The sequence below is a fragment of the Saccharicrinis carchari genome, from assembly GCF_900182605.1.
Taxonomy (GTDB): Bacteria; Bacteroidota; Bacteroidia; order Bacteroidales; family Marinilabiliaceae; genus Saccharicrinis; species Saccharicrinis carchari.
The window spans coordinates 146,671-169,756 of the sequence record NZ_FXTB01000004.1 but is presented as its reverse complement, the minus strand read 5'-3'; the positions used below and the strand labels follow the sequence as shown (position 1 = coordinate 169,756).

Genomic DNA, 23,086 nt, shown 5'->3' with positions numbered 1-23,086 from the left:
ATATTTATGAAAACATTTAGAATCTTAGGCCTGATGCTATTGGGCATGTTAATGGTACATTGTGGTAAAGAGGATGCCGTGGCTCCTATCGCTGATTTTCAATTCTCAGTGGATGGCATTGAAGTTGTTTTTGTTGGTGTTGCTACCAATGCAAGCAGTTATAGTTGGGATTTTGGCGATGGCAATACAAGTGACGAGCAAAACCCTACACACGTTTATGATAAGCCGGGTGATTATGAGGTAACTTTTACAGCTGCCGGAGATGGGGGAGCAGATAGCCAGACAAAAACGATTACAACGCTTCCAACAACCGAATACTTATTGACAGGGGGTGTTGCAGCATCCAGTGGTAAAACATGGTTATTAGACTTTGCGCATAGTGGAAAAGATGGTATTGGACAGGTGAAAAATAGCTTGACCATTGACTTGCCCCTGGATCAGGACGACCGTTTATTGGAGTGGGTTGGCTTGTTTCAAGGCTACAAAGATTCCTATACTTTTTATCATGATGGGAAATATAAAGTAGATAATGCTGATTTCCATGGCGGGACATTGGTATCGATGATTTATGCCAATGTAAGCGGATTGTTCAACCTTACCCCTTTCACCGAAGGTGGCGATGTGCTTGGCATTAGTTCCCAGCCGGACTTGGTTCCGCTTATGGATTTGGTTTATTCTCCCAAACAAGATGCGGTATGGTCGATAAATGAGGACGATTTTACCGTAGATGCGATAAATGTGAATGATGGCTCCGCTTTTACGGAAACATTCAAGGGTAAAAAGCAATTGGTTTTGAATGAGTATTTCGGATTTAAAGAATATTCAATTGTTGTTATTATTAAAGAAATTACGGAAACTCATTTGCATGTGGCAATTGCGCTTCACGGATCGCAAGATGATCCAAGCAAGCCTACAAACCTGGTGCATTTAACATTTTATGCGAAATAATAATTTTGTAAGCTTATTTATTTTTGAGGTAAGGGATATTTCCTTTACCTCTTTTTTTTGTGTAGCCTGCTTAAAAGGGGATAAGGAAAAATAGGAAGCACAACGACTCTGATATACATGGAATTTTACGGTGAAAAGTTTTAATAGCAACACCCTGCCTAAAACAAAAATAAATGATCCTGCGTCTTTGTGTCTCTGTGTTCATTGATAATGAGTTATTAATGAAAATCGTGAGTCGATAACCTTCCTTTTACCCCTTAAAAATGGTCGGAGCTGTTTTTTTAAAATGGTTGATGCAGATTTCCTTTTTAAATAGTAAAGTTTAAATTTGTCGGTAAATAGGGCTTCTAAGAAAGAGTATTGAAGCAACAGAGCGTTTTCTTATAGCCACCATATTGAGTTAATACAGGTAAACTTTACTTAAATGCAAAAAAATCGCTTTCTGAATAAGCCATTTGATTTATTAGACTCTTTTAAAGACAGGTTGTTTTTTGTGTTGTTTATAACCACCTATCTTATTCTGTTTTTAACTATCTATAAGCCCTTTAACCTCGAAGATTGGTATATCTTTTCCGGAGGAAACCAGACCCTGGCACTGGTGCTATTGGGCTTTATTGGTGGTGTATATTATTCTTTTTCACAATTAATCATGCGAAAAGTAATCAAGTTTCCCTTGTTTACAGTAAAGCATTTTGCGATGTGGACCCTGGTTGAAATCCTGTTGCTTACCTTATTGCTCACCATTATTTACGATGACGTCGAAGGTGTTTGGACGAATATATTTGAATACTTATCTAATTTAAAATATGCCTTTTTTACGTTGGTTTTGCCGTATAGCTTTGCCCTATCTATTTTATCGCTTTTTAAATCAAGAACCGAAATTATTGAACTTCGAAGTGCTCAAAAACCTGATGAGCTGGAAAATACTTTAATTAAATTTCCGGATGAGAATGGCAATGTAAAAGTGTCCATCCTGTCGCACGATGTACTATATTTGGTTTCTTCAGACAACTATGTCGATATCTATTATTTAGCAGATGGCCGGGTGCGAAAAGAGCTAATACGTAACTCTTTAAAGAAACTTGAACTGTTCCTTGAGGGGAAATCCATAAAACGCTGCCATCGCTCTTATATGATTAATGTAGAAAATATTGCGATGATTAAAAAGAGTGGGCAAAAGTTAAAACTTAAACTCAACCATATCGAAACGTTTTTACCCATATCTAAATCCTACAATGAGCAGTTTAAGTCGTATATAGGTTAGTGTTAGGATGTTACGAGTTGTTTGAAGTCCTGCCTCGGTTACAGGTTTATCAGGCCAAAACACACAAAAGTGCTTAAAGACAATAGCTAAGGCGCTTTTTTTATCGGGATACCCATAAAAAAGCATCAAAATAGATATGGGTCTAACACAAAAGTTGGTTCTGATCAAAAAAAGCGTTTGTTCTGAGTTTGTTTCGCTGTAAATTAAATCTTCCTATTTTTACAGAGCGTAAAAAGCAGGCATAAAGCAGGATAAAACCTTCAATTGGCGTATTACCCAAATACCCTTTTCAGTAAATCGGTTACTCTGGCCATGGGGTCTGTTCTTATTTTTTCTTCTTCGCCGGCTAATTTAAGAAAAAGGCCGTCCAGCGCTTTTTGGGTGAGGTAGGTTTCCAATTCCACATCTACCGGTTTCAGGTTGGCCAGTTCGCCCACAAACGAGGTGGCTACTTTATTGTAGTTCGATGTCATGCTATCCCATGTGTTGCCCGCCGAATACCCGGCCACTAAATCCTTATCGATAGACGCTTTTATTTTGGGGCTGTATAAGTCGAACAGGCTTTGGTAGGTTTTTGACTTAAAATAGTCTGTGGCCGCATTATCTCCACCTTTTAGTATATTCAAGGCATCCGTAATGGTCATGGCAGTGATGGCTTTATAAAAAACAGGGCCGGCTTCTTTGGCCGCATCTTCAGCAGCCCGGTTAATGCCCAGTACCACATCGTCAATTAATTTCTGTCCACCCGGTATTTTGTTGGCATTTTTTACGATAACATCCGCTTCGGGAGGAAGCAATATCTTCACCATCTCATCTTTAAAGTAGCCGTTGGTCATGGCCAAACGACTGGCGGCAGAGTCGCTGCCAACACGTAGTGCTTCTTTCAATCCCTGGGCTATCTCGTTTTCTGTAAGGGGTGCATCAGTTTCCATGGTGCTGATAACCTGTTGCAACTCGGCACAGGCCGTAAGGAGGGTGGCCACAAACGAAGCCAATAATAGTTTTTTAATCATGACGTTTTTTTCTTCTGGGTTGGTTGTTTTTATTTCTTTCGGAAGAAGATATACTCTTTATTGGAGCAAAGTACATTTCTTGTTTTTTTGTTGCTAAACAATTTGTTGATAAGCGCTTGCTGATTATTCTGTTTTAGCAAACTTTCGATGGTCTTTTTGTATTGTGGTTTATACCAAAATAAAAACACCCTTTGGTTTTGCTTTTCGGTTTTTGTTTTGGCCGTAAATGTGTCCTTTAAAGTATAGGGATGTATGCCCGAATAAAAGATTACCGTGGCAACGGTCATGGGCGTTGGTGTAAAATCCTGCACCTGCTCCAGTCTAAAATCCAGCTCTTTGGTTTCCACGGCCAGGCTGGCCATGTCTTCTATCCGGCTTCCCGGATGACTCGAAATAAAATAAGGTATGATCTGTTGATTTAAATCATTGGCCTTATTTATCTCGTCAAAATCCTCTTTAAATTTATGGAAAAGCTTAAAGTCCGGTTTGCGCATCAGCTTTAATACATTGCTTGAGGTGTGCTCGGGAGCCACTTTTAATCTACCCGACACATGGTGGGTAATAAGCTCTTTCATGTATTCCTTGTGGCTTTGTTGTTCTTTGGTGCTGCACAATTTGTTGTACAACATATCGTAACGTACTCCGCTGCCAACAAATGCTTTTTTAATGTCGTGCATCTTGTTCACCTTTTGGTAAATTTCGGTCATGGCAGAGTGATCGGTATTAAGGTTGGAGCATATGTTGGGGAAAATACAGGATGGACGTGCGCAACGCTCGCATATCTTTAAATCCTTGCCCTGCATCTTGTACATGTTGGCACTGGGGCCGCCCAAATCGGATAGGTAACCTTTAAAATCGGGCATTTGTGTTATTTGCCTTACCTCTTTTAAAATGGATTTTTCGGAGCGTGAGGCAATAAATTTGCCTTGGTGTGCCGAGATAGTGCAAAAACTGCATCCGCCAAAACATCCCCGGTGCATGTTCACCGAAAACTTAATCATCTCGAAGGCCGGGATAGTACCTTTTTTATTGTATTTGGGATGGGGCAACCGCGTGTATGGCAGGTCAAAGGAGGCATCCAGCTCCTTACTCTTCATGGGCGGATAGGGCGGGTTAATCACTATTTTAGCTTTGCCCACAGGTTGTATGAGCCTGGCGGCCTGCCATCGGTTCGACTCTTCTTCTACATGCCTAAAGTTCCTGGCGTATTTTACTTTGTCGTGCAGGCACTCTTCGTGCGACGATAGTTCCAGGTCTTTCCAATTCTTGTCGGGCGTTAACTCTCCATCTGTGTGCAGGTAAGCCGTTTGCGCTATGTTGGTGAGGGATTTAAACGGCACCCCTTTTTGCAGCAAACGGAGTATCTCTTTGAGTGGCATTTCGCCCATACCATAAACCAGCATATCGGCTTTGGTGGTTGCTAATATGCCGGGCATCAGCTTGTCACTCCAATAATCGTAATGGGTAACCCGGCGTAACGAGGCTTCAATACCGCCCAACAAAATGGGTACATCGGGATAAAGCTTTTTGAGTATTTTTGAATATACCTGCGAGGCGTAATCGGGCCGAAAACCAGACTTGCCGCCGGGCGTGTAGGCATCGTCGCAACGCAAGCGTTTACCGGCGGTATAATGATTTACCATTGAATCCATACTGCCTGCGGTAACCCCAAAAAACAGGCGGGGAACACCCAGTTTTTTAAAGTCGCGCAAGTCGTCGCGCCAGTTGGGTTGAGGAACAACAGCCACTTTAAGTCCTTCTGCTTCAATGATTCTGGCTATTACTGCCGGCCCAAATGACGGGTGATCGATATAGGCATCGCCACTAAACAGTATAACATCCAACTCTTCCCATCCTCGTTCCTTTACCTCCTTTGCTGTGGTAGGTAACCAATCGCTTATTTTATATCGCACGGTAAAATTATTTGTAGGCAAAGGTAGTGATAATTCGAGAATTACAGATGGAGTTATGAGGCGCATTGAAAATATTACCTCTACTTTCAAAATCAAAGCATTTTAACTTTCTTTGTAACAAGATAGAAACCACATAGCTGCTGTAATGACAAATAATAAAGCGGGGAAGAGCATGCACTCGTCCATCGAAAAATTTTTCCTCCACCTTCATCCGGTAAAAATCGATAGGCGTGCCTTAAAGTTCAGCCGTACCTTTGGTTTGGGCGGAATCCTGGCACTACTTTTCGTTATCCTGGGACTAACGGGTTTGCTCCTGCGCTTTTCGTATATACCTACCGTACAGGATGCCTACGGTTCCGTTGTTGCCTTGCAAAACAATACCCTGTATGGACAGTTTATCCGTAACATGCACCACATATCGGCCAAGTTGATGGTGATTGTGGCGTTCCTGCATATGATACGTACCTACTACTCGCAGGCCATCTATAAAAAAAGAGCGGAGAACTGGATTTACGGTCTCATCCTGATGTTTATGGTGATTGTATCCTCCTTTACCGGTTACTTGCTTCCATGGGATCAGCTGGCCTATTGGGCTGTAACGGTTATTACCCAAATAATTGAGTATGTACCTTTTGTGGGTCATCCGCTGGCCAATATGGTACGGGGCAGCACTGTAGTAGATGGCAATACGCTGCTTAACTTTTATACTTTACATACAGGCATATTACCCCTGCTGTTTATATTTTTAATGAGCATGCACTTTTGGCTGGTTCGCAAAGCCGGCGGGGTGGCTCTACCCCAAAGTGATAGCAAGGAAAAGGTAAATGTGATGCCCCATTTAATTTGGTTGGAGATAATGGTGGCCTCCATTGTGATAGCCGCTATATTTCTGTTCTCGGCGTTTTATCATGCCCCATTGCTCGCTGAGGCCAATCCACTCAACAGCCCCAACCCCAGCAAGGCGCCCTGGTATTTTTTGGGAGCGCAGGAATTGCTGCTGCATCTGCATCCCGTTTTTAGTGCAGTCATTCTGCCACTATCCGTCGCCGTTTTCTTTTTTTACTTGCCCTATTTTAAATACGATCATTTAAACACCGGCGTTTGGTTCAACTCTCCTTTGGGCAAAAGGATGACTATTCATTCGGCTATTGTGGCCTTTGTATTTACTTTTGTGCTGATATATTTGTTAGAACATTTTTTGCACTTTGATATTTGGTTGGCTCCCCTGGGCAGTTGGGTGGCTACGGGACTTATCCCATTTTTAATATACACACTGCCCATGGCTGCTTATTTGATGTATTGGAAAAAGTATCATGCAGCAAAAACCGAAGAGTTGGTGATGGCCATTACTACCCTGCTCTTGTCCTCCTACCTGGTGATGATGCTGATATCGCTTTTGCTACGGGGTAAGGGAATGTTTTTAATAATATAGTGGTAAAAAAAACGTCAAATACTATGTTATTCTGGTTTTTGAATCAGTAATTCCGTAGATGAGTTTTGTTGATTTTGAAATAAAAATCTTATAAAATTACAGAACAGAAACAACAATGAAATTCGATAGAAGAAAATTTATAAAACGAATACTAATAGCCGCTGCATCCATTGAAGCGCTCTTTTTAATTAAAGGCGGAGTGAACAAGGTGGGGCATGTAGATAAAGAAAAGGAACTGTTTAGCGCCGGACGGGTAGATTCTTTTCAAAAAAATAAGACCTATCCCTTTGCCACCGGACAGTTTTTTTTGCGACGCTTTGAGGATGGTGGGTTTTTGGCTATGTCGGTTAAATGCACCCACTTGGGTTGTGTGGTTAACTCCAATCTGGAAACGGGTGGATTTAATTGTCCGTGCCACCGTTCGCAGTTCAATCGCTATGGCGAGGTGCTGATGGCACCGGCCACGCGGCCCCTGGATTTATTTTCTATTACTATAAAAAAGGGCGAGCTTTTTATCGACACGGAAACACCCGTTAAAAGAACCTCATTCGAAAAATCGCAGTTAACTTACGCATAATGGAGAATCGTAACAAAATAGAACGCATCACCCTCATAGCCCTAATCATTGCCTTAGTTTCGGTTCCGGTTTATACGGTGGTTCGTACGTACAGCGGTAACGATAACATGGAGCAGGAGAAAGCCCACTTCGTAGGTAAAGAGACCTGTATAGAATGTCACCTGAATGAGTACAATCAATGGGTGGGTTCCGACCACGACCTGGCCATGCAATATGCCAATGACTCCACCGTGTTGGGTAATTTTAATGATCAGACCATAGAATACAACGGCATGACCCATCGTTTTTATACACGTGACGGACTCTTTTTTGTGGAGACGGATGGCGAATCCGGAAAGCTGGAAGAGTTTCAAATAAAATACACCTTTGGCTATTACCCGCTTCAACAATATTTGGTAGAATTTGATAGGGGTAGGTTGCAGACCCTTCCGCTAACCTGGAATTCGAAGGATAGTGTTTGGTACCATATGGCCGAGGCCATTTATACCGATCAGATGATCGAGAGCGACAACTGGCTGCACTGGACTAACCAGGCACAGAACTGGAACGGCATGTGCGCCGATTGCCACTCCACCAACCTGGTGAAAGGCTACGATGCCGAAAACGATTCGTATCGTACCACCTGGAGCGAAATCAACGTGAGCTGCGAGGCTTGTCATGGCCCGGCATCCAAGCATTTAGAGTGGGCGGCCAAAGCCGATTATGCCCGCGACGAGCATAACAACTATGGGCTAACGGTGAAAACCAGCGGAATCGATAACAAAGAATATGTGGATCTTTGTGTGCGGTGCCATGCCCGCCGTGGTTCAGTTTCCGATTTTAACCACAGCTCCGATATTTACAATCATACCATCCCCAACTTGCCCATAGGCGAAAGCTACCATATCGACGGCCAAATTTTAGATGAGGACTATGTGTATGGTTCCTTTACCCAAAGCAAGATGTACATGCGCGATGTAGCATGTAACGACTGCCATAACGTACACAGTACCAAGCGCCTGTTCGAGGATAACCGCCTATGTACCCAATGTCATCGCGCCGACGATTATGATACCTACAATCATCATTTCCATAAATCGGCCGGAGAAGCGGGCGAAGCCGTTATTGCCGATGATGGTGTTCGGTTTGAGGTGGGAGAGGGCACCCGCTGTATTAACTGCCACATGCCGGCTCAGTTTTATATGGGCGTGGATTACCGTAACGACCACAGCTTGCGTGTTCCCCGTCCCGATTTGACCCAAACATTGGGAACGCCCAACGCCTGCAACCAGTGCCATGCCGATAAATCGACGCAGTGGGCCATCGATTACGTGAATAAATGGCACGGCATAGGTCGGCCTGCGCAATACGGAACCACTTTTAAAGAGGCGCAAACAGGCAGCGCAGAAGGTTTTGAGCAGTTGGTACATATTTATAACGATGAGGTCTATCCGGAAATAATTCGTGCCACCGCCATCCACCTGTTGGGTCAGCATTATCAGGCAAGGGGTAAGGATATCTTACTGGAAGCGCTACATAACTTTAACGGTCATATCCGTTACAATGCCCTGCAAAACCTTATGGTGGACGATCAAAAATCGCTGGATGCCGTGTTAAGTATGTTGAGCGACCAAACAGCAGCCATACGTATCGAGAGTGCATCCAAGTTAAACGCCGTGCCTGCGGGGCAAATTCCTGCCCAATACAAGGAACCCTTGGAAAAGGCAAAAAAGGAATATCTCGAAACCTTAAAATACAATGCCGATTTCCCCACGGGCAAATTCAACCTGGCTAACTTTTATTACAACCAAAAGCAATTGGACAAAGCCGAGGAATTTTACAAAAAGGCATTAGAACAGGACAAGGAACTACATGCCATAAAGATAAACCTGGCCCTTTTGTACAACAGTAAGGGAGAGTACCAAAAAACAGAGCTTTTGCTTAAAGATTATTTGAAGTACATGCCCGAGGACGGAAACACGCTATTTACTTATGCCTTGTTTCTTTCAGAGCGCCAGCGTTATGATGAGTCGATGGAATACCTGTTGAAAGCCGCCAGATATGCACCCGGCAATGCACGTGTGATGTACAACATTGCCATGATGTACGATTTTCAAAACAACCGGAAAGATGCCGAAACTTACTTGAAAAAAGCCCTGGACATCCATCCCAACGAACTTAGTTATTATATGGCGCTACTCAATTTATATGTAAAATATCAGCAGGTGCATAAGTCGAGGAAAATAGCGAAGGAGATTTTAAACAAGTTTCCCAATGTACCCGATAGAGATCAGATAGAAAGGGTTTTGGGAGAGTAGGATTATTACAGTGTATTTACCGAAACACGCATTACAATGATGGATAGCATATTTACTTAACGCTTGAAAGTACTGCTTTTAATAATGATTTAAATTATAAAAAATACGCAGAGTACCTTTTTTACCTTCTATTATCATTGGTTGGGGAGTTGCCTTAGTGGAAGTGTTTTTTTATAAAGATTAATCCCCAATTCAGCCAATTCAGAATGGGCCTTAGCTGTCTTATTTGTAAAATTTAGGCATAATACAGGTTAAATGTAATGCGGACATTTAACTCTTTTTTATTATCTTGGATAAGCAAACCGCAATGTCTTAAGCACCTTCGCTGGCGGCGAATGTGCAAATAAAGCTATCATCCCCTGAATTTTATTTAATAATCCAAAAATGGCAAAACTAAAAAAAGTTCTGAGTTTAATAGAGGTAATTTGTGTTTCGGCTGGAGTAATGGTTAGTTCCGGACTTTTTATTTTGCCTTCGCTCGCCTATGCCAAAACGGGGCCATCTATGATTTTATCTTATCTTATCGGCAGTTTAATTATGGTTCCTACCATTTTTACAAAAGCAGAACTGGTTACAGCAATGCCTAAAACAGGAGGTATATTTTTTTTCGCCGATAGAAGTATGGGCCCCTTGATGGGCACCCTGGCCGGGTTTATAGGTTGGTTTTCCTTATCCTTTAAATCTGCTTTTTCATTACTTGCGGTTGGCCTATTTGTTTTGTTGTTAAATCCTATGGTCACCGAATGGCAAATAAAAATGATTGCCGTTGCATGTTGTCTGTTTTTTACAATAATAAATGTGTTAGGTGTTAAGCTGGCCGGTAGATTTCAGGTGCTGATTGTACTTATTCTTGTAATTGCGCTATTGATCTATATCATTGATGGGTTGTTTCATGTTGAAATGGCTCGTTTTACACCTTTTAGTACTTACAGTATTAATTCCATATTGGCAACGGCCGGGTTTATTTTCATCTCCTTCTCAGGTACAACCAAGATTGCGGCAATTGCGGGGGAGGTAAAAAATCCACGTCGAAACTTACCTCTTGGAATGTTTTATTCCTGGGGCATTGTGTCAACACTTTATGTTTTGGCTATTTTTGTTACCATAGGTGTTGTTCCTGCCGAAGAGTTGAGTTCTTCATTTACACCCATTTCAATTGGTGGTGGTATAATAATGGGTGATTTTGGATTAGTTATGATGAGCGTAGCGGCACTATTGGCTTTTGTATCAACCGGAAATGCCGGGCTGTTGGCTGCATCCCGAAATCCATTGGCGATGGGAAAGGAAGATCTTATCCCCAGTTTTTTTGGACGAATTACAAAACGGTACGGAACCCCGGGTATTGCCATCGTTTTTACGGGATTGTTTATGTCTACGGTCATTTTGTTTTTCGACCTGGATACTTTTGTAAAAACAGCTTCGGCGCTGGTATTGTTATTGTTTATTTTGGCAAACATCGCGCTAATATTCATGCGCGAAAGCAATATGAAACATTATAGACCCGCATATAAATCTCCATTATATCCGTGGATGCAAATTATGGGAATTGTGGGGTATTCATTTTTACTTTTTGAAATGGGTAAAGCCCCCTTGCTTATTGTCGGACTTTTTGTGTTGGGATCGTTGATCTGGTATTTTATTTATGCAAGAGGTAAGATAAAGCGAGAATATGCTTTACTTCATGTTGTGGAAAGGATAACAGGTATTCAGCAAACGGATCAATTATTGGATGAGGAGTTAAGAGAAATTCTATTGGAAAGAGATGATATTACCGAGAAAAAATTTTTAAAATTTATAAAGCGTTGTCCTGTATTAGAGTTCAATACTCCTTTATCGGTAGAAGAAGTTGCTGTTGCTGTGGCCGATGAACTGGCCGATAAATTAAAAATAAGTTATAAAAAGTTGCAGGCACAAATACAAGACCATGAAAAACAACCGGAGGTAATTGTACATGCCGGTGTTGCTTGCCTTTCCATTCCTATTCAAGGACATAATAAGTTCGAGGTGGTAATGATTCGTGATCGAACAGGCACGATTTTCTCCACTACTGCAATACCTGTTTATGCTGCATTTGTTATTGTCTATTCGCCTGATGAGTGGAATTTTCAATTTCACTCGGTGTCGTGGATCGTTGAAATTGCCGAATTAGCAGATTTAAGGAAACAAAGGTTCATGGCCGAGGATAAAGAAGGCTTACGGGATGTTGTACTTTCACTGTGGAAGCAACGGAAATTGTATAAATAAGATTATGAAGTGGAGGTTAAATGTATTGCTAATCCGTTATAAAAACAACGCTTCCGATGTGCAGATTGGAATGCTCCTTATTAGGGTAGTAGGGGATGAGGTGAGAGAATGGCGTTTAAATGATCAATAAATAATCCTAATATAAATGGGCAACTCGCAAAGCTTGCTGTTTTTTTATGCTCCGTTTATCCGGAGGTGTTATAATAAACCGTTTGAATATGGTGGAGGGATAGATTTGATCGTTTTTGTTTTACGTGCTTTTTTAGTTTCTTTAACAGCGCAAAAATAAGGGGCACACAATAAAAATACCGCATAGTGTGTTTTAAGTTTTAATATTTAGTTAGGATAAAGAAAAAGATGAAACGTACAACATTGATATTATTTTTATTGGCTGTTTTGTTTTCGGCCGGCTCTATGGCTCAGTCAAATCATACTTTAGTAAGTATTGGCAACAAGCAATATCAGGTAGAAGAATTTGATTTTATCTACAGTAAAAACAACAACTTTTCCGAAGAACCCAAATCCAAAAAAGAATATATCGCTCTATTTGTAAACTATAAGTTAAAGGTGCACGAGGCCATAGCACAGGGCCTGGATACTTTACCATCTTTCAAAAAAGAATATAATTATTACAAAGAAGAGTTAGCCAAGCCTTATCTTTCGGACAGCAAGGTGACCGAGAAACTGATACAAGAAGCCTACGATAGATTAAAAACGGAGATAAACGCTAGCCATATCCTTATCAAACTACCGCCTTCGCCAACCCCGGAGGACACTTTGGCAGCCTACCGAAAAATTAACGCTATTGTAGATAAATTTAATAATGGCGAAGATTTTAACAAGCTGGCTCTGCAGTACTCCGACGATCCCAGTGCCCGGAAAAACCAGGGGAAATTAGGTTATTTCACCGGATTCATGATGGTGTATCCCTTTGAGTCGGCGGCATTCAATACCCCAAAGGGTAGTATTTCACCCATCACCCGGACCTCTTTTGGTTATCACCTGGTGCAGGTGCACGATAAAAGACCCAACAGAGGTGAAGTGCTTACGGCACATATTATGCAGATGTTTCCTCGCAACGCCTCCCAGGAACTTATTGCGCAAAAAAAGGCCAAAATTGATTCAGTGTATCAGCTGCTGTTGCAAGGTCAGGATTTTGCTGCACTGGCACAACAATATTCCGACGACAGAAATAGTGCTGCAAATAATGGACAGCTGCCCTGGTTTGGTACAGGACGTATGGTAGCCGAATTTAGCGAACCTGCCTTTGCGCTCGACAGTGTTAATAATATCTCGGAGATTGTCCGTACACCTTATGGGTTCCATATCATCAAATTTTTAGATAAAAGGGGGATTAAGCCGCTGGAAGAGATGAGGGAAGAAATCGAAGATCGCATCGCCAGCGACGAGAGAGCCTATCAGAGTAAACAGGTAGTGGTAGCCCGTTTAAAGGAAGAGTACGGTTTTAGTAAAAACAAAAGCCTATACGATGTGATTAAACAAATGGTGGCCGACAACAATGTGACGAACGATGAGTTTTTTGAACATTTTAAAGAAAACGAGAACAACATTGCCACCATGAAGGGATGGGAGTTGAAAACGGGAGATTTAATGGCTGAGTTGAAAAAAAACAGACAGTTTATGCAAAACCGCAGTACAGTCGACTTTGATGTACTAATGCAGGATTTTATAGGCGAAGCTATTTTGAAGTTCGAGAAAACAAAGCTCCGGGATAAGTATCCCGAATACAAGTATCTGTTGAACGAGTATCACGATGGGTTATTGATATTCGACATCAGTCAAAAAGAAATATGGAACAAGGCTATTGAGGATAGTATTGGAATTCAAAACTATTTTGAAGCGCATAAGTCAGCTTATTTTCACCCCGAAAAGCTCGATGGCATACTCTTTTTAACCAACGATAAAAAGGAGTTGAAAGCAGCAAAAAAACTGTTGCAAGTAAATCCTGAAATTACTGCCGATTCCTTGCAACAACTTTATCCTGACGCAAAGGTTATAAAAAATGTGTTCGAGAAAGGTGAATACCAAGCACTAGACAAACAAATTTGGAAGATTAAAAAATCTGAAGGTAAAGAAATTACTGATTTTAAGTACGCTTGGGCAAGCGGTAAGCGCATACCCAAAAAGCAAAAGGAATTGGACGAAACCAGAGGACAAGTGATTGCCGACTACCAAAATCAAATAGAAAAAGAATGGTTGGCAGGTTTAAAAGCCAAATATTCGCCCGTAGTTAACGCGAAGGCTTTAAAGTATTCTAAATAAAAGCTATTCAAAAAACATAAAATGCACATTAAATACTTATTATGCTTATTAGTCGTGCTGTTAATGGGTATAATTTCCTGCAAAAACACCACGCATGATGTAGATCAGGCTCCGGTGGCAGCGGTAGAAAACCGTGTGCTAACACGTATGGAGTTAGAGGAGGCCATGCCCAATAATTTAAGTGCCAACGACAGCATAGCTTATGCACAAAACTATATTCAGCGGTGGGTTAAGTCGGCCTTGTTATTGCGCAAGGCCGAGCTTAACCTCACTCCACAGGAAAAAGATGTGGAAAAAATATTACGCGATTACCGTGCCTCCCTATTGATACATAAATACAAACAGAAGCTTTTGCTGCAAAAGCATACCGCCCTCATAAGCAAAGCACAAATTGAGGAATATTACGGGCAGATGTCGGAGAATTTTAAACTCGATGAAAATATTATCCAAGGGCTGTTTGTTAAAGTTCCTTTGAATGCACCAAATTTATCCGGTGTAAAAAAATGGTGCCGATCCGAAACTCCCGACGATTATATTAAGCTGGAAGAATATTGCTTTGTGAACGCACAAAAATTTGATAATTTTCTCGATAAATGGGTCGCGGTTACTGAAATTAATCAACTGATGCCTCAGCCACTGCCATCTTATCCCAAATTTTTGGATTACAATAAATATTACGAAACATCCGACAGTACATCGCTTTATATAATTAGGATACAGGATTTTCGTAAAGCCAATGAGGTGGCTCCCTTAAGCTATGTGGAAGATAAAATTAAAGCCATATTGCTAAATAAAAAAAGAATCCAATTCATTCAAAATCTCGAAGAAGAGCTTTACAACGAAGGTTTAAAACAAAAAGTAATAAAATTCTACTAAATTTGCCAAAAAAAGAAGTAATGCATAAGACAACCATTTTATTTGTTTCCATCATAATCAACATTTTTTTCGTTAACATTTCGCTGTCAGGTCAAAAAAACGTGATTGATGAAGTTATAGCCGTAGTAGGCGATAATGCTATTTTAAAGTCCGATGTAGAATACCAGTATCAACAGGCTGTTATGCAGGGTATGTCGGCCAAGGGCGATTTAAAGTGTAAACTTTTTGAGCAACAGCTTATTCAAAAACTTATGCTTAATCAGGCCGTTTTGGACAGTGTGGAGGTGAGCGAAAATAATGTTATTAACGAGGTCGATCGCAGAATGAATGAATTCATTAACCGGGCGGGAGGACGCGAAAAACTCGAAGAGTGGTTTAATAAATCGGTGCTACAAATAAAAAGGGAGCAAATGACCGTTGTACGCGATCAAATGCTTACCGAGAGTATGCAGCGTGCGATTACGCAAAACGTAGAACCAACGCCTTCGCAGGTGCGTGCTTTCTACCGAAAAACACCAAAGGACAGTCTGCCTATGGTGCCGGTACAGTTCGAGATACAAAAAATAGCCGTTTATCCGCAAATAGATCAAAAAGAAATAGACCGGGTGAAATCGCGACTACGGGATTTTCAAAAGCAAGTGGCCGAAGGGCGAGATTTTGCAACCCTGGCAGTGCTCTATTCTGAGGACCCCGGAAGTGCAACCAGCGGTGGCGATCTGGGCTGGAGCACGCGTGGCTCTTTGGTGCCCGAATTTGCCAATGTGGCTTTTAATATGCAGGAAATAAACAAGGTTTCTAAGATTGTGCAAACAGAATATGGATACCATATCATCCAACTCCTCGACCGCAAAGGAGAGCGTATCCATGTGCGTCATATACTGATGAAACCCAAGGTGTCGCCGGAGGCCAACAAAGAAGCTATTGCACGACTCGATTCGGTGGCTAATTTAATTACCGATGGAGAACTTACCTTTGAGGAGGCTGCGCTTTATTATTCCATGGACAAAGACACCCGTAATAATGGGGGGTTAATGGTGAATATGCGATCACAATCATCTAATTTTGAGTTGGCAGCCATTCAGGAGCCTCGCCTGGCCAAAGAGCTGCAAAAGTTAAGCGAAGGCGAAATTTCCAAGCCATTCAATATTAAAGACGAAAAAGGACACGATGTTTATGTTATCATCAAACAAAAAAGAAGAATTGAGCCCCATCGTGCCAACTTAAAAGACGATTATCAGTTGATACAAAGTATTATGACCGAAAAGAAGCGTCAGGAATTGATTAACGAGTGGATAATTGAAAAGCAGCAGGATACATATATCACTATAAACGATGAGTGGAAAGATTGTAATTTTGAATTTAAAAATTGGATAAAATAAAAGAGTGTTGGGTGTTTTTTTGTAAAGAATAAATATTTTACCTATTTTGCTTCGTGAATATTAAAGATTGGAGCATGAGAATTTTTTGCCGCTGTATATTTATATTCTTGCCTGTAGCTTGTTTTATTTGTGTATCGTGCGCCAGAGAGGCCTACAATATCTCGTATACCGGGGTGGTGGTGGATGAAGAAACCAATTGCCCGCTGCCACACTCCGTAGTTCAATCTTTCTGTCTCTTTCAGCAAAATATCGACGAATCAGCAACCTTAAAATTGAATACCCATACCGATAGCCTGGGTCAGTTTAAATTAACATTTGATAGAGGATACAAAATTGGCATGGCCATAGCGGCCCAGGATTATGTGAATCAGTTTGTTCAGTTTAAGCCGCATCCGGCCCATATCCCCGATACCATTTTCTTAAAACGGAAATTGGTGCTGCAAACTTCGGTTGCGACAAAAATGCTTAATCTGCCATAGTGCAAACAACAAAAATGTTATTTCAACCGCGGGTAGCAAATAAATTTGGAAACGGGAGGTTAAACGAGCGGCAGGTGCTCTATTTTCAATTACAAAGTTTTATAAAGATTGAAGCTAAGCAATGTGTGGATTAAACCAGCTATGGTGAAACCGCCTCCTGTGCTGGCAAGACAGGTTCTGATGTTTGTTTTTATTCCTGAAAATATAAATAGTGCAGGTTAAAGTAGCAATACCCACTTTATTATTTTCGTTATTTGCTTAATACTACTACTTTTGCTGCTTTAACAACCGTACTACACACAGGCCAATGTCAAGATGTACTTTTGCAATGCTCTTTGCAATATTATTATGTGGTTCACAAAATGCTATTGCACAAAAAAAAATACTGGTAAACAACGCCGATAGTCTTAACTACGACGAAGCGCTTTACGGTAAGGATGTGCAAGTGCTTATTGGTAATGTTGAGTTCGAGCACCAAACCGCACTAATGTATTGCGATACGGCCTATCGTTTTGTGGGGAGTAATAAATTTAATGCTAAAGGCAATATCCATATTATACAAAACGATACTTTACACCTCTATGGCAATACCTTGTATTACGATGGCAACACAGGTATTGCACAGGTACGTGATAAGGTAAGGCTGGTAAATAAAGACGTGGTGCTAACTACTGATTATTTAGATTACGATAGAGTGAATAATTTTGCCTATTATTTTAATTTTGGGAAAATTGTAAACAAAGAGAATACGCTAACCAGTAAAAAAGGATATTATTATCCCGATGCCGACCAAACCCATTTTAAAGATAGTGTAGTTGCTACAAACCCTAAATACATTATTTATTCCGATACGCTTATTTATAATACCGTTACAAAGGTGGCCAACATACATGGCCCTACCCACATTGTAGGCGACAGCAATACCATTTATGCCGAAGCGGGGTATTATGATATGATGCACGATGTGGCATTACTAAAGCAAAATGCTTACGTACAGGGCGAACAACTGTTAAAAGGCGATACCATTTATTACAACAGAGCGAGTGGCTATGGCGAAATATTTAACGGCATGGAGCTGCATGATACCACCAACAACGTGATTATTAAAGGCGATTACGGTTTTTACAACGAAATAAGTAAAGATGCCTTGGCCACCTTGAATGCACAGCTTTTGCAAATTTATAACGAAGACACGCTTTTTTTACATGCCGACACCTTACAGGCAGTACCCTTGGAAAACGGTGAGGACAAGCTTATTAAAGCGTATAGAAAGGTACAGTATTTTAGACCGGATATGCAAGGGCGTTGCGATTCCATGGTGTTTGATAGCAGGGATACTACCAATACATTTTACTACGACCCCATTATGTGGTCCATGGGAAACCAGCTTTCCGCCGATGTAATTAGGATGTATACCAAGGATGAGGTGCTGGATAAAATTGATTTAATAGACCGTTCTTTTATTATTTCAGAAGAAGATACAGGGCGTTACAATCAAATCAAAGGCAAAGAAATGGTTGGCTATGTGCGTAATAACGAGCTCTATAGGATTGATGTAGATGGCAATGCACAGTCGGTTTATTTTCCGAAAGATAAAAAAAACATACTGGGTGTTAACCGTGCCGAATCCAGCAATATGACCATATATCTGAAAAAAAGACAGGTAGATCAAATCGTTATGCGGGTTTCGCCAACCGGCAATATGAATCCTCTTTTTTTAATTGCGGATGAAAAACTACGGCTGGATGGTTTTTATTGGCTCGAAGCATTCCGACCAAAGACCAAAGAGGATATTTTTATCTGGGAAGAATTACCCCTCTTTGAACGTGGCGAGGATCGCTCCGAATACGATTTAGACGAAACGTATTAGTTTATACAATAGTGCGTTGGCTTCCTTTGTGCTTTATTTGTTTGTCCAATATTGAATGAATAATGCTGCTTAAAAAGTAAAGATGTAAAGTCTATTTTTAAGGTAAAGGAGGTGTCAAATTCTGCTTATGCAATTATTACTTATTTCTTACAATTCATCTCAATATAAATATTTATGCACCAAACAGTTTTTTACATCATTGTTTCCATTCTTGCCATAGAGTTTGCTTGGGACAGGTTTTTGCTTTATTTAAACACAACAAAATGGAGCGATAAAATACCACCTGAGCTGCAGGGTTTTTATGATGCAGATAAATATGCCAGGCAACAACGGTATGCAAAAGTAAATCATACGCTTGGCTGGGTAACGTCAATCTACGGATTGGTTTTAATAATGGTTTTGCTATTTATGGATGGCTTTGCCTGGCTCGACCAATGGGCACTCAGCTTTACCGACAATCCTATTTATCGGGCTATGATATTTTTAGGTGCATTGGGGCTGGGCTCCACAATTTTAAATATTCCGTTTTCAATTTATGGCACCTTTGTTATCGAGGAAAAATTCGGATTCAATAAAACAACACCCAAAATATTTGTGCTCGATATAATAAAGTCTTTATTGGTAGGCGCCATATTGGGAGGGGGTATTCTGGCACTTATAATTTGGTTTTATCAAATAACGGGTGAGTTTTTTTGGTTGTATGCCTGGGGTTTGATGACAGCATTTATGCTTTTGATTACATTGTTTTACACCTCTGTATTACTTCCCTTGTTCAATAAACAAACGCCACTGGAAGATGGTGAGCTTAAAACAGCCATTCAAAATTTTTGTTATAAGGTTAAATTTAAGTTGGATAATGTGTACGTAATGGACGGATCCAAGCGCAGTACAAAGGCCAATGCTTTTTTTAGTGGCTTAGGTGCCAAAAAACGAATTGTATTGTACGATACCCTGGTAAACGATTTAAAAACGGATGAGATTGTGGCCGTGTTGGCCCACGAAGTAGGGCATTACAAAAAAAAGCATACTTTATGGGGCATGGTCAGCGGGATGATCCAAACGGGAATAATGCTTTTTATTTTTTCATTATTTGTGGATTCACCGGTTCTTTCAAAAGCATTGGGTGTGCCCGAACCGGCATTTCATATTGGTTTGTTGGCTTTTGGTATTTTGTACAGTCCAATATCCGGCATAAGCGGTATGCTTTCGGCCATACTGTCGCGTAAAAACGAATACGAGGCAGATGCGTTCGCTGCAAAAAATCACGACCCCCAGGCCTTAATCACCGCATTAAAAACTATCTCGGTAAATGCGCTAAGCAATCTTACGCCACACCCTTGGTACGTGTTTTTCCATTACTCGCATCCACCACTGTTGGCAAGGGTCAGGGCATTGAATAAAATAAAATGCCCCTCGCGTCCTCTCCAAACAGAGGTGCCAAAGAGGGGGTAAGTAGTTAACAAACCATTTTCGCATTTGCCAAAAGAGTTAGTAATTGTTAAGTATGTAAATCAGTCCCTCCCCCTCGGGGAGGTTAGGAGGGGCTAATTCCTTCCGGCAGCTGCCGGAGAGGTTTGGAGGGTGTTTTATGAAAATAGAAATTATAACCATAGGCGATGAGTTGCTCATCGGTCAAGTAATAGATACCAATTCGGCCTGGATGGGCAGGCAGTTGAACAACGCGGGCTTTGAGCTGTCGCGGGTCAACTCCATTTCCGATTCCGAAGAGGAGATATTGAACATACTGCACGAAGCCTCGCAAAGGGCCGATGTGGTTTTGATGACCGGCGGCCTGGGGCCTACCAAGGACGACATCACCAAAAAAACGCTGTGCAAGTATTTCGATACGCAATTGCTGTTCGATGAACAGGTGTTTGAGGATATAAAAAATCTGTTAAAAGTATATGTCCCCAATATAAACGAGCTGAACAGACAGCAGGCCATGGTGCCGGCTAATTGCACCGTGATACGCAACCCCGTGGGCTCTGCGCCCATTATGTGGTTCGACCGGGGCGGCACCATCTATGTTTCGATGCCGGGCGTACCGTCAGAAATGAAAAACGCGATGGGAAATGAGATCCTTCCACGTCTCCTGAAACGTTTCAGCAATGGTATCATCGTTCATAAAACGGTTGTGGTGAGCGGTATCCCCGAATCATCGCTGGCCGAAATGTTAAGCGAGTTCGAGCGTTCGATGCCGGATTTTGTTAAGCTGGCCTACCTGCCCTCGGCGGGCAGGATAAGATTGAGGTTTACCGGTAGGGGCAAAGATAAAGATAGGATAGAGCGCACATTGGATAAGCTGATAGCACAACTGGAAACCATCGTGGGCGATTCTATTTTGGCCTATGGCGATCTGACTACCGTTGAAGTTATTGCAGCTTTGTTCACCCACAAAAAAATAAGCCTCTCAACGGCCGAAAGCTGCACCGGAGGGAATATCGCGCACCAAATAACAAAACTCCCGGGCAGCTCAAACTATTTTAAGGGAAGCGTGGTGGCCTATCATAACGAGGTAAAAATAAACTTGTTGAATGTTGATTCTGCCCAATTGGAACAAAATGGTGCGGTAAGCCAATACGTGGTAGAGCAGATGGCCCAAGGGGTTCGTACCAAGCTCGGAACCGACTATTCCGTGGCCACCTCGGGCATTGCCGGACCGGATGGCGGAAGCCAGGATAAACCTGTTGGCACTATCTGGATAGCAGTAGCAGGGCCCAACAACATCGAAAGCGCATGCTTTAGCTTTGGTAGCCAGCGCGAACGCAATATAGTACGAAGTACGGAAATGGCACTGGTAATGCTGAAGAAGATGGTGGACAGGGATAGAAGTTGAGGAGCGGTAATCGGTATTCGGTAATCAGTACCCTAGCCGCGAAAAAGGGGCATGTCCAATATCCTAACGGGTTTAAGCTACGTAGCAAACTTACCCCGGATAGGGGTAAAATATAAGTAGTCCCGGGTTTTGCTCCTCCGCTAAAGCTTCGGCGGCACGCGGAAACCCGGGGACAGGACGGCGTGTAAATCCGACGCACCACAGTTCTCGTTATATATTTAAAACAACTTTGCGTCGGAACATGGTACATAACATCCCTCAACGACTTTTTGCTTGTCGCTTTGTAACTAATTGTTAGTTTGGTGCTTATGTCGTCAGTTAGATAAAAGTATGTAAAAGCATAAAGTGAAAAATGCATGCATTTTTCAGGCTAAGGTGTCGGGGAAATAAAGTATAGGTAGGGTTTCGTAAGAAAAGATGGTGTAGCATACACCGTAAAACGAAATACAATGGAAATGAAGTAGAATTGGCAAAGGGAATGGTTACAGGGGCATAAAGAAAGGATATGGGATAACATTGTGCAAAATAAATCAGCCCGGAGACAAGGTTAACGCAAGTTTTTGGATTTTTTTTTATATATCATAATACATTGCCCTTTTATCCAAATAGATACTGTTTTCGTCATTATTTGGGATTATAATTGGAGGCTCTCCGTTTAAAAAGGTATATTGGCATCTTAATTTCTTAAGCTAAAAATTATGAAATCAGTATTTTCAACGCTCATCATTTTCTTATTTTCAATGGGCATTCTAGCGCAAAGCCCACAGTTCCTAAACTACCAAGCCGTGGTACGAAATGGCAACAACGAAGTGGTAAGCAACAGCACTATCGGATTGCGTATTCAAATTTTACAGCAATCGGAATTTGGCGCAGCGGTTTATGTAGAGACCCACGCCCCTGAATCCAATGGAAATGGTGTGATTAGCCTAAAGATTGGAACCGGAACCGTGGTCAATGGCAACTTTGCGGCTATTGATTGGTCCGATGGGCCTTATTTCCTGAAAACCGAAATCGACCCACAGGGAGGAACAAGTTATAGCATTACGTCCACTGCCCAAATGGTGAGTGTTCCGTATGCCTTGTATGCCCAAAAAGCTGCCGAAGTAGAGAAAATTCCAAGCGCGTTTAATGTTGTTGGAATGACTTTTCAGAATCTTCCGGCCGATGAAGGCACAACAATTGATTTTACGGATGGCAACGGTTTGGCAGGTACATTCATAGAAAATAACGTGTATTCTTTAGATGATGATGAATACACCGCACCAGCGGATGGAAGTTACTTTTTTGAGGCATTCGTGACTATTGACACCCGTAGTAATCCTCCCGCAGATTTTTACATCTATTATAGCGTTAATGGTAGTTCGCGTGCCCGCCTGAGAAATTATACTTTTATGAATGGCTATACAAAAGTTAGCTTAAATACCACACTCCAATTACAAACAGGCGATAAGGTATCATTGGGAGTTAAACCAACAGAGAACGGAACAATAACCATGGGAGCCAATGCATTCGGAACGGTCCGGATGACAGGATTCAAAATAAATTAGTGCTCGAAAAACATCGATTTAAACATTGGTCAACCAAGATAGGAGAAAGTGGTTTATAAACATAGTTTTTATAAATACAAGTTATGACCAAGAGTTTTAAAAACTTTATCAATAAAGCGGATTATTTA

Annotated in this window: 17 protein-coding genes; 15 read left to right on the top strand and 2 right to left on the bottom strand. The window is 41.4% G+C overall.

The window, feature by feature from the left end; all coding sequences use genetic code 11:
- Window positions 1-6 precede the first annotated feature (6 nt).
- Both FN809_RS09490 and FN809_RS09485 read left to right on the top strand, forming a co-directional pair.
- Complete coding sequence (locus FN809_RS09490) at window positions 7-948, top strand: PKD domain-containing protein (protein WP_142533283.1); 942 nt, start codon at window positions 7-9, stop codon at window positions 946-948.
- A gap of 424 nt (window positions 949-1,372) precedes the next feature.
- On the top strand, window positions 1,373-2,212 hold the full coding sequence (locus FN809_RS09485) for a LytR/AlgR family response regulator transcription factor (protein WP_142533282.1): 840 nt from the start codon (window positions 1,373-1,375) through the stop codon (window positions 2,210-2,212).
- A gap of 272 nt (window positions 2,213-2,484) precedes the next feature.
- Here the strand turns inward: FN809_RS09485 and FN809_RS09480 are convergent, their stop codons facing one another.
- Together FN809_RS09480 and FN809_RS09475 are read right to left on the bottom strand one after the other, a co-directional pair.
- The gene (locus tag FN809_RS09480; protein WP_246095558.1) at window positions 2,485-3,225 is read right to left on the bottom strand and encodes a DUF4197 domain-containing protein; all 741 of its coding nucleotides are present in this window, start codon (window positions 3,223-3,225) and stop codon (window positions 2,485-2,487) included.
- A 29-nt stretch (window positions 3,226-3,254) separates the two neighbouring features.
- Window positions 3,255-5,138: a YgiQ family radical SAM protein gene (locus FN809_RS09475; RefSeq protein ID WP_246095556.1), complete on the bottom strand. Its 1,884-nt coding sequence runs from the start codon at window positions 5,136-5,138 to the stop codon at window positions 3,255-3,257.
- Window positions 5,139-5,283: 145 nt separating this feature from the next.
- Here FN809_RS09475 and FN809_RS09470 point away from each other — a divergent pair, with 145 nt between their 5' ends.
- From FN809_RS09470 to FN809_RS09415, 13 genes are all read left to right on the top strand, one after another.
- Window positions 5,284-6,570, top strand: a complete 1,287-nt coding sequence (locus FN809_RS09470; protein WP_142533281.1) for a cytochrome b N-terminal domain-containing protein — start codon at window positions 5,284-5,286, stop codon at window positions 6,568-6,570.
- A gap of 115 nt (window positions 6,571-6,685) precedes the next feature.
- Complete coding sequence (locus FN809_RS09465) at window positions 6,686-7,147, top strand: QcrA and Rieske domain-containing protein (protein WP_142533280.1); 462 nt, start codon at window positions 6,686-6,688, stop codon at window positions 7,145-7,147.
- The gene (locus FN809_RS09460; RefSeq protein ID WP_142533279.1) at window positions 7,147-9,444 is read left to right on the top strand and encodes a multiheme c-type cytochrome; all 2,298 of its coding nucleotides are present in this window, start codon (window positions 7,147-7,149) and stop codon (window positions 9,442-9,444) included. Before FN809_RS09465 ends, FN809_RS09460 begins: the two co-directional genes overlap by 1 nt.
- 384 nt (window positions 9,445-9,828) lie before the next feature.
- Window positions 9,829-11,688, top strand: coding sequence for an APC family permease (locus FN809_RS09455; RefSeq protein WP_142533278.1), 1,860 nt, complete (start codon window positions 9,829-9,831; stop codon window positions 11,686-11,688).
- Window positions 11,689-11,692: 4 nt separating this feature from the next.
- On the top strand, window positions 11,693-11,818 hold the full coding sequence (locus FN809_RS18070; protein ID WP_262709420.1) for a hypothetical protein: 126 nt from the start codon (window positions 11,693-11,695) through the stop codon (window positions 11,816-11,818).
- A gap of 227 nt (window positions 11,819-12,045) precedes the next feature.
- The gene (locus FN809_RS09450; protein ID WP_142533277.1) at window positions 12,046-13,971 is read left to right on the top strand and encodes a peptidylprolyl isomerase; all 1,926 of its coding nucleotides are present in this window, start codon (window positions 12,046-12,048) and stop codon (window positions 13,969-13,971) included.
- A 63-nt stretch (window positions 13,972-14,034) separates the two neighbouring features.
- On the top strand, window positions 14,035-14,847 hold the full coding sequence (locus FN809_RS09445; protein ID WP_142533276.1) for a hypothetical protein: 813 nt from the start codon (window positions 14,035-14,037) through the stop codon (window positions 14,845-14,847).
- A 20-nt stretch (window positions 14,848-14,867) separates the two neighbouring features.
- On the top strand, window positions 14,868-16,226 hold the full coding sequence (locus FN809_RS09440) for a peptidylprolyl isomerase (protein ID WP_142533275.1): 1,359 nt from the start codon (window positions 14,868-14,870) through the stop codon (window positions 16,224-16,226).
- Window positions 16,227-16,300: 74 nt separating this feature from the next.
- Window positions 16,301-16,705, top strand: a complete 405-nt coding sequence (locus FN809_RS09435; protein ID WP_142533274.1) for a hypothetical protein — start codon at window positions 16,301-16,303, stop codon at window positions 16,703-16,705.
- A gap of 307 nt (window positions 16,706-17,012) precedes the next feature.
- Window positions 17,013-18,575, top strand: a complete 1,563-nt coding sequence (locus tag FN809_RS09430; protein WP_142533273.1) for an OstA-like protein — start codon at window positions 17,013-17,015, stop codon at window positions 18,573-18,575.
- Window positions 18,576-18,749: 174 nt separating this feature from the next.
- The gene (locus FN809_RS09425; RefSeq protein ID WP_142533272.1) at window positions 18,750-20,027 is read left to right on the top strand and encodes a M48 family metallopeptidase; all 1,278 of its coding nucleotides are present in this window, start codon (window positions 18,750-18,752) and stop codon (window positions 20,025-20,027) included.
- A 136-nt stretch (window positions 20,028-20,163) separates the two neighbouring features.
- Complete coding sequence (locus tag FN809_RS09420) at window positions 20,164-21,411, top strand: competence/damage-inducible protein A (RefSeq protein ID WP_142533271.1); 1,248 nt, start codon at window positions 20,164-20,166, stop codon at window positions 21,409-21,411.
- Window positions 21,412-22,109: 698 nt separating this feature from the next.
- Entirely contained in the window at window positions 22,110-22,958 is an 849-nt protein-coding gene (locus tag FN809_RS09415; RefSeq protein WP_142533270.1) for a hypothetical protein, read from the top strand.
- The last annotated feature ends 128 nt before the right edge of the window (window positions 22,959-23,086 follow it).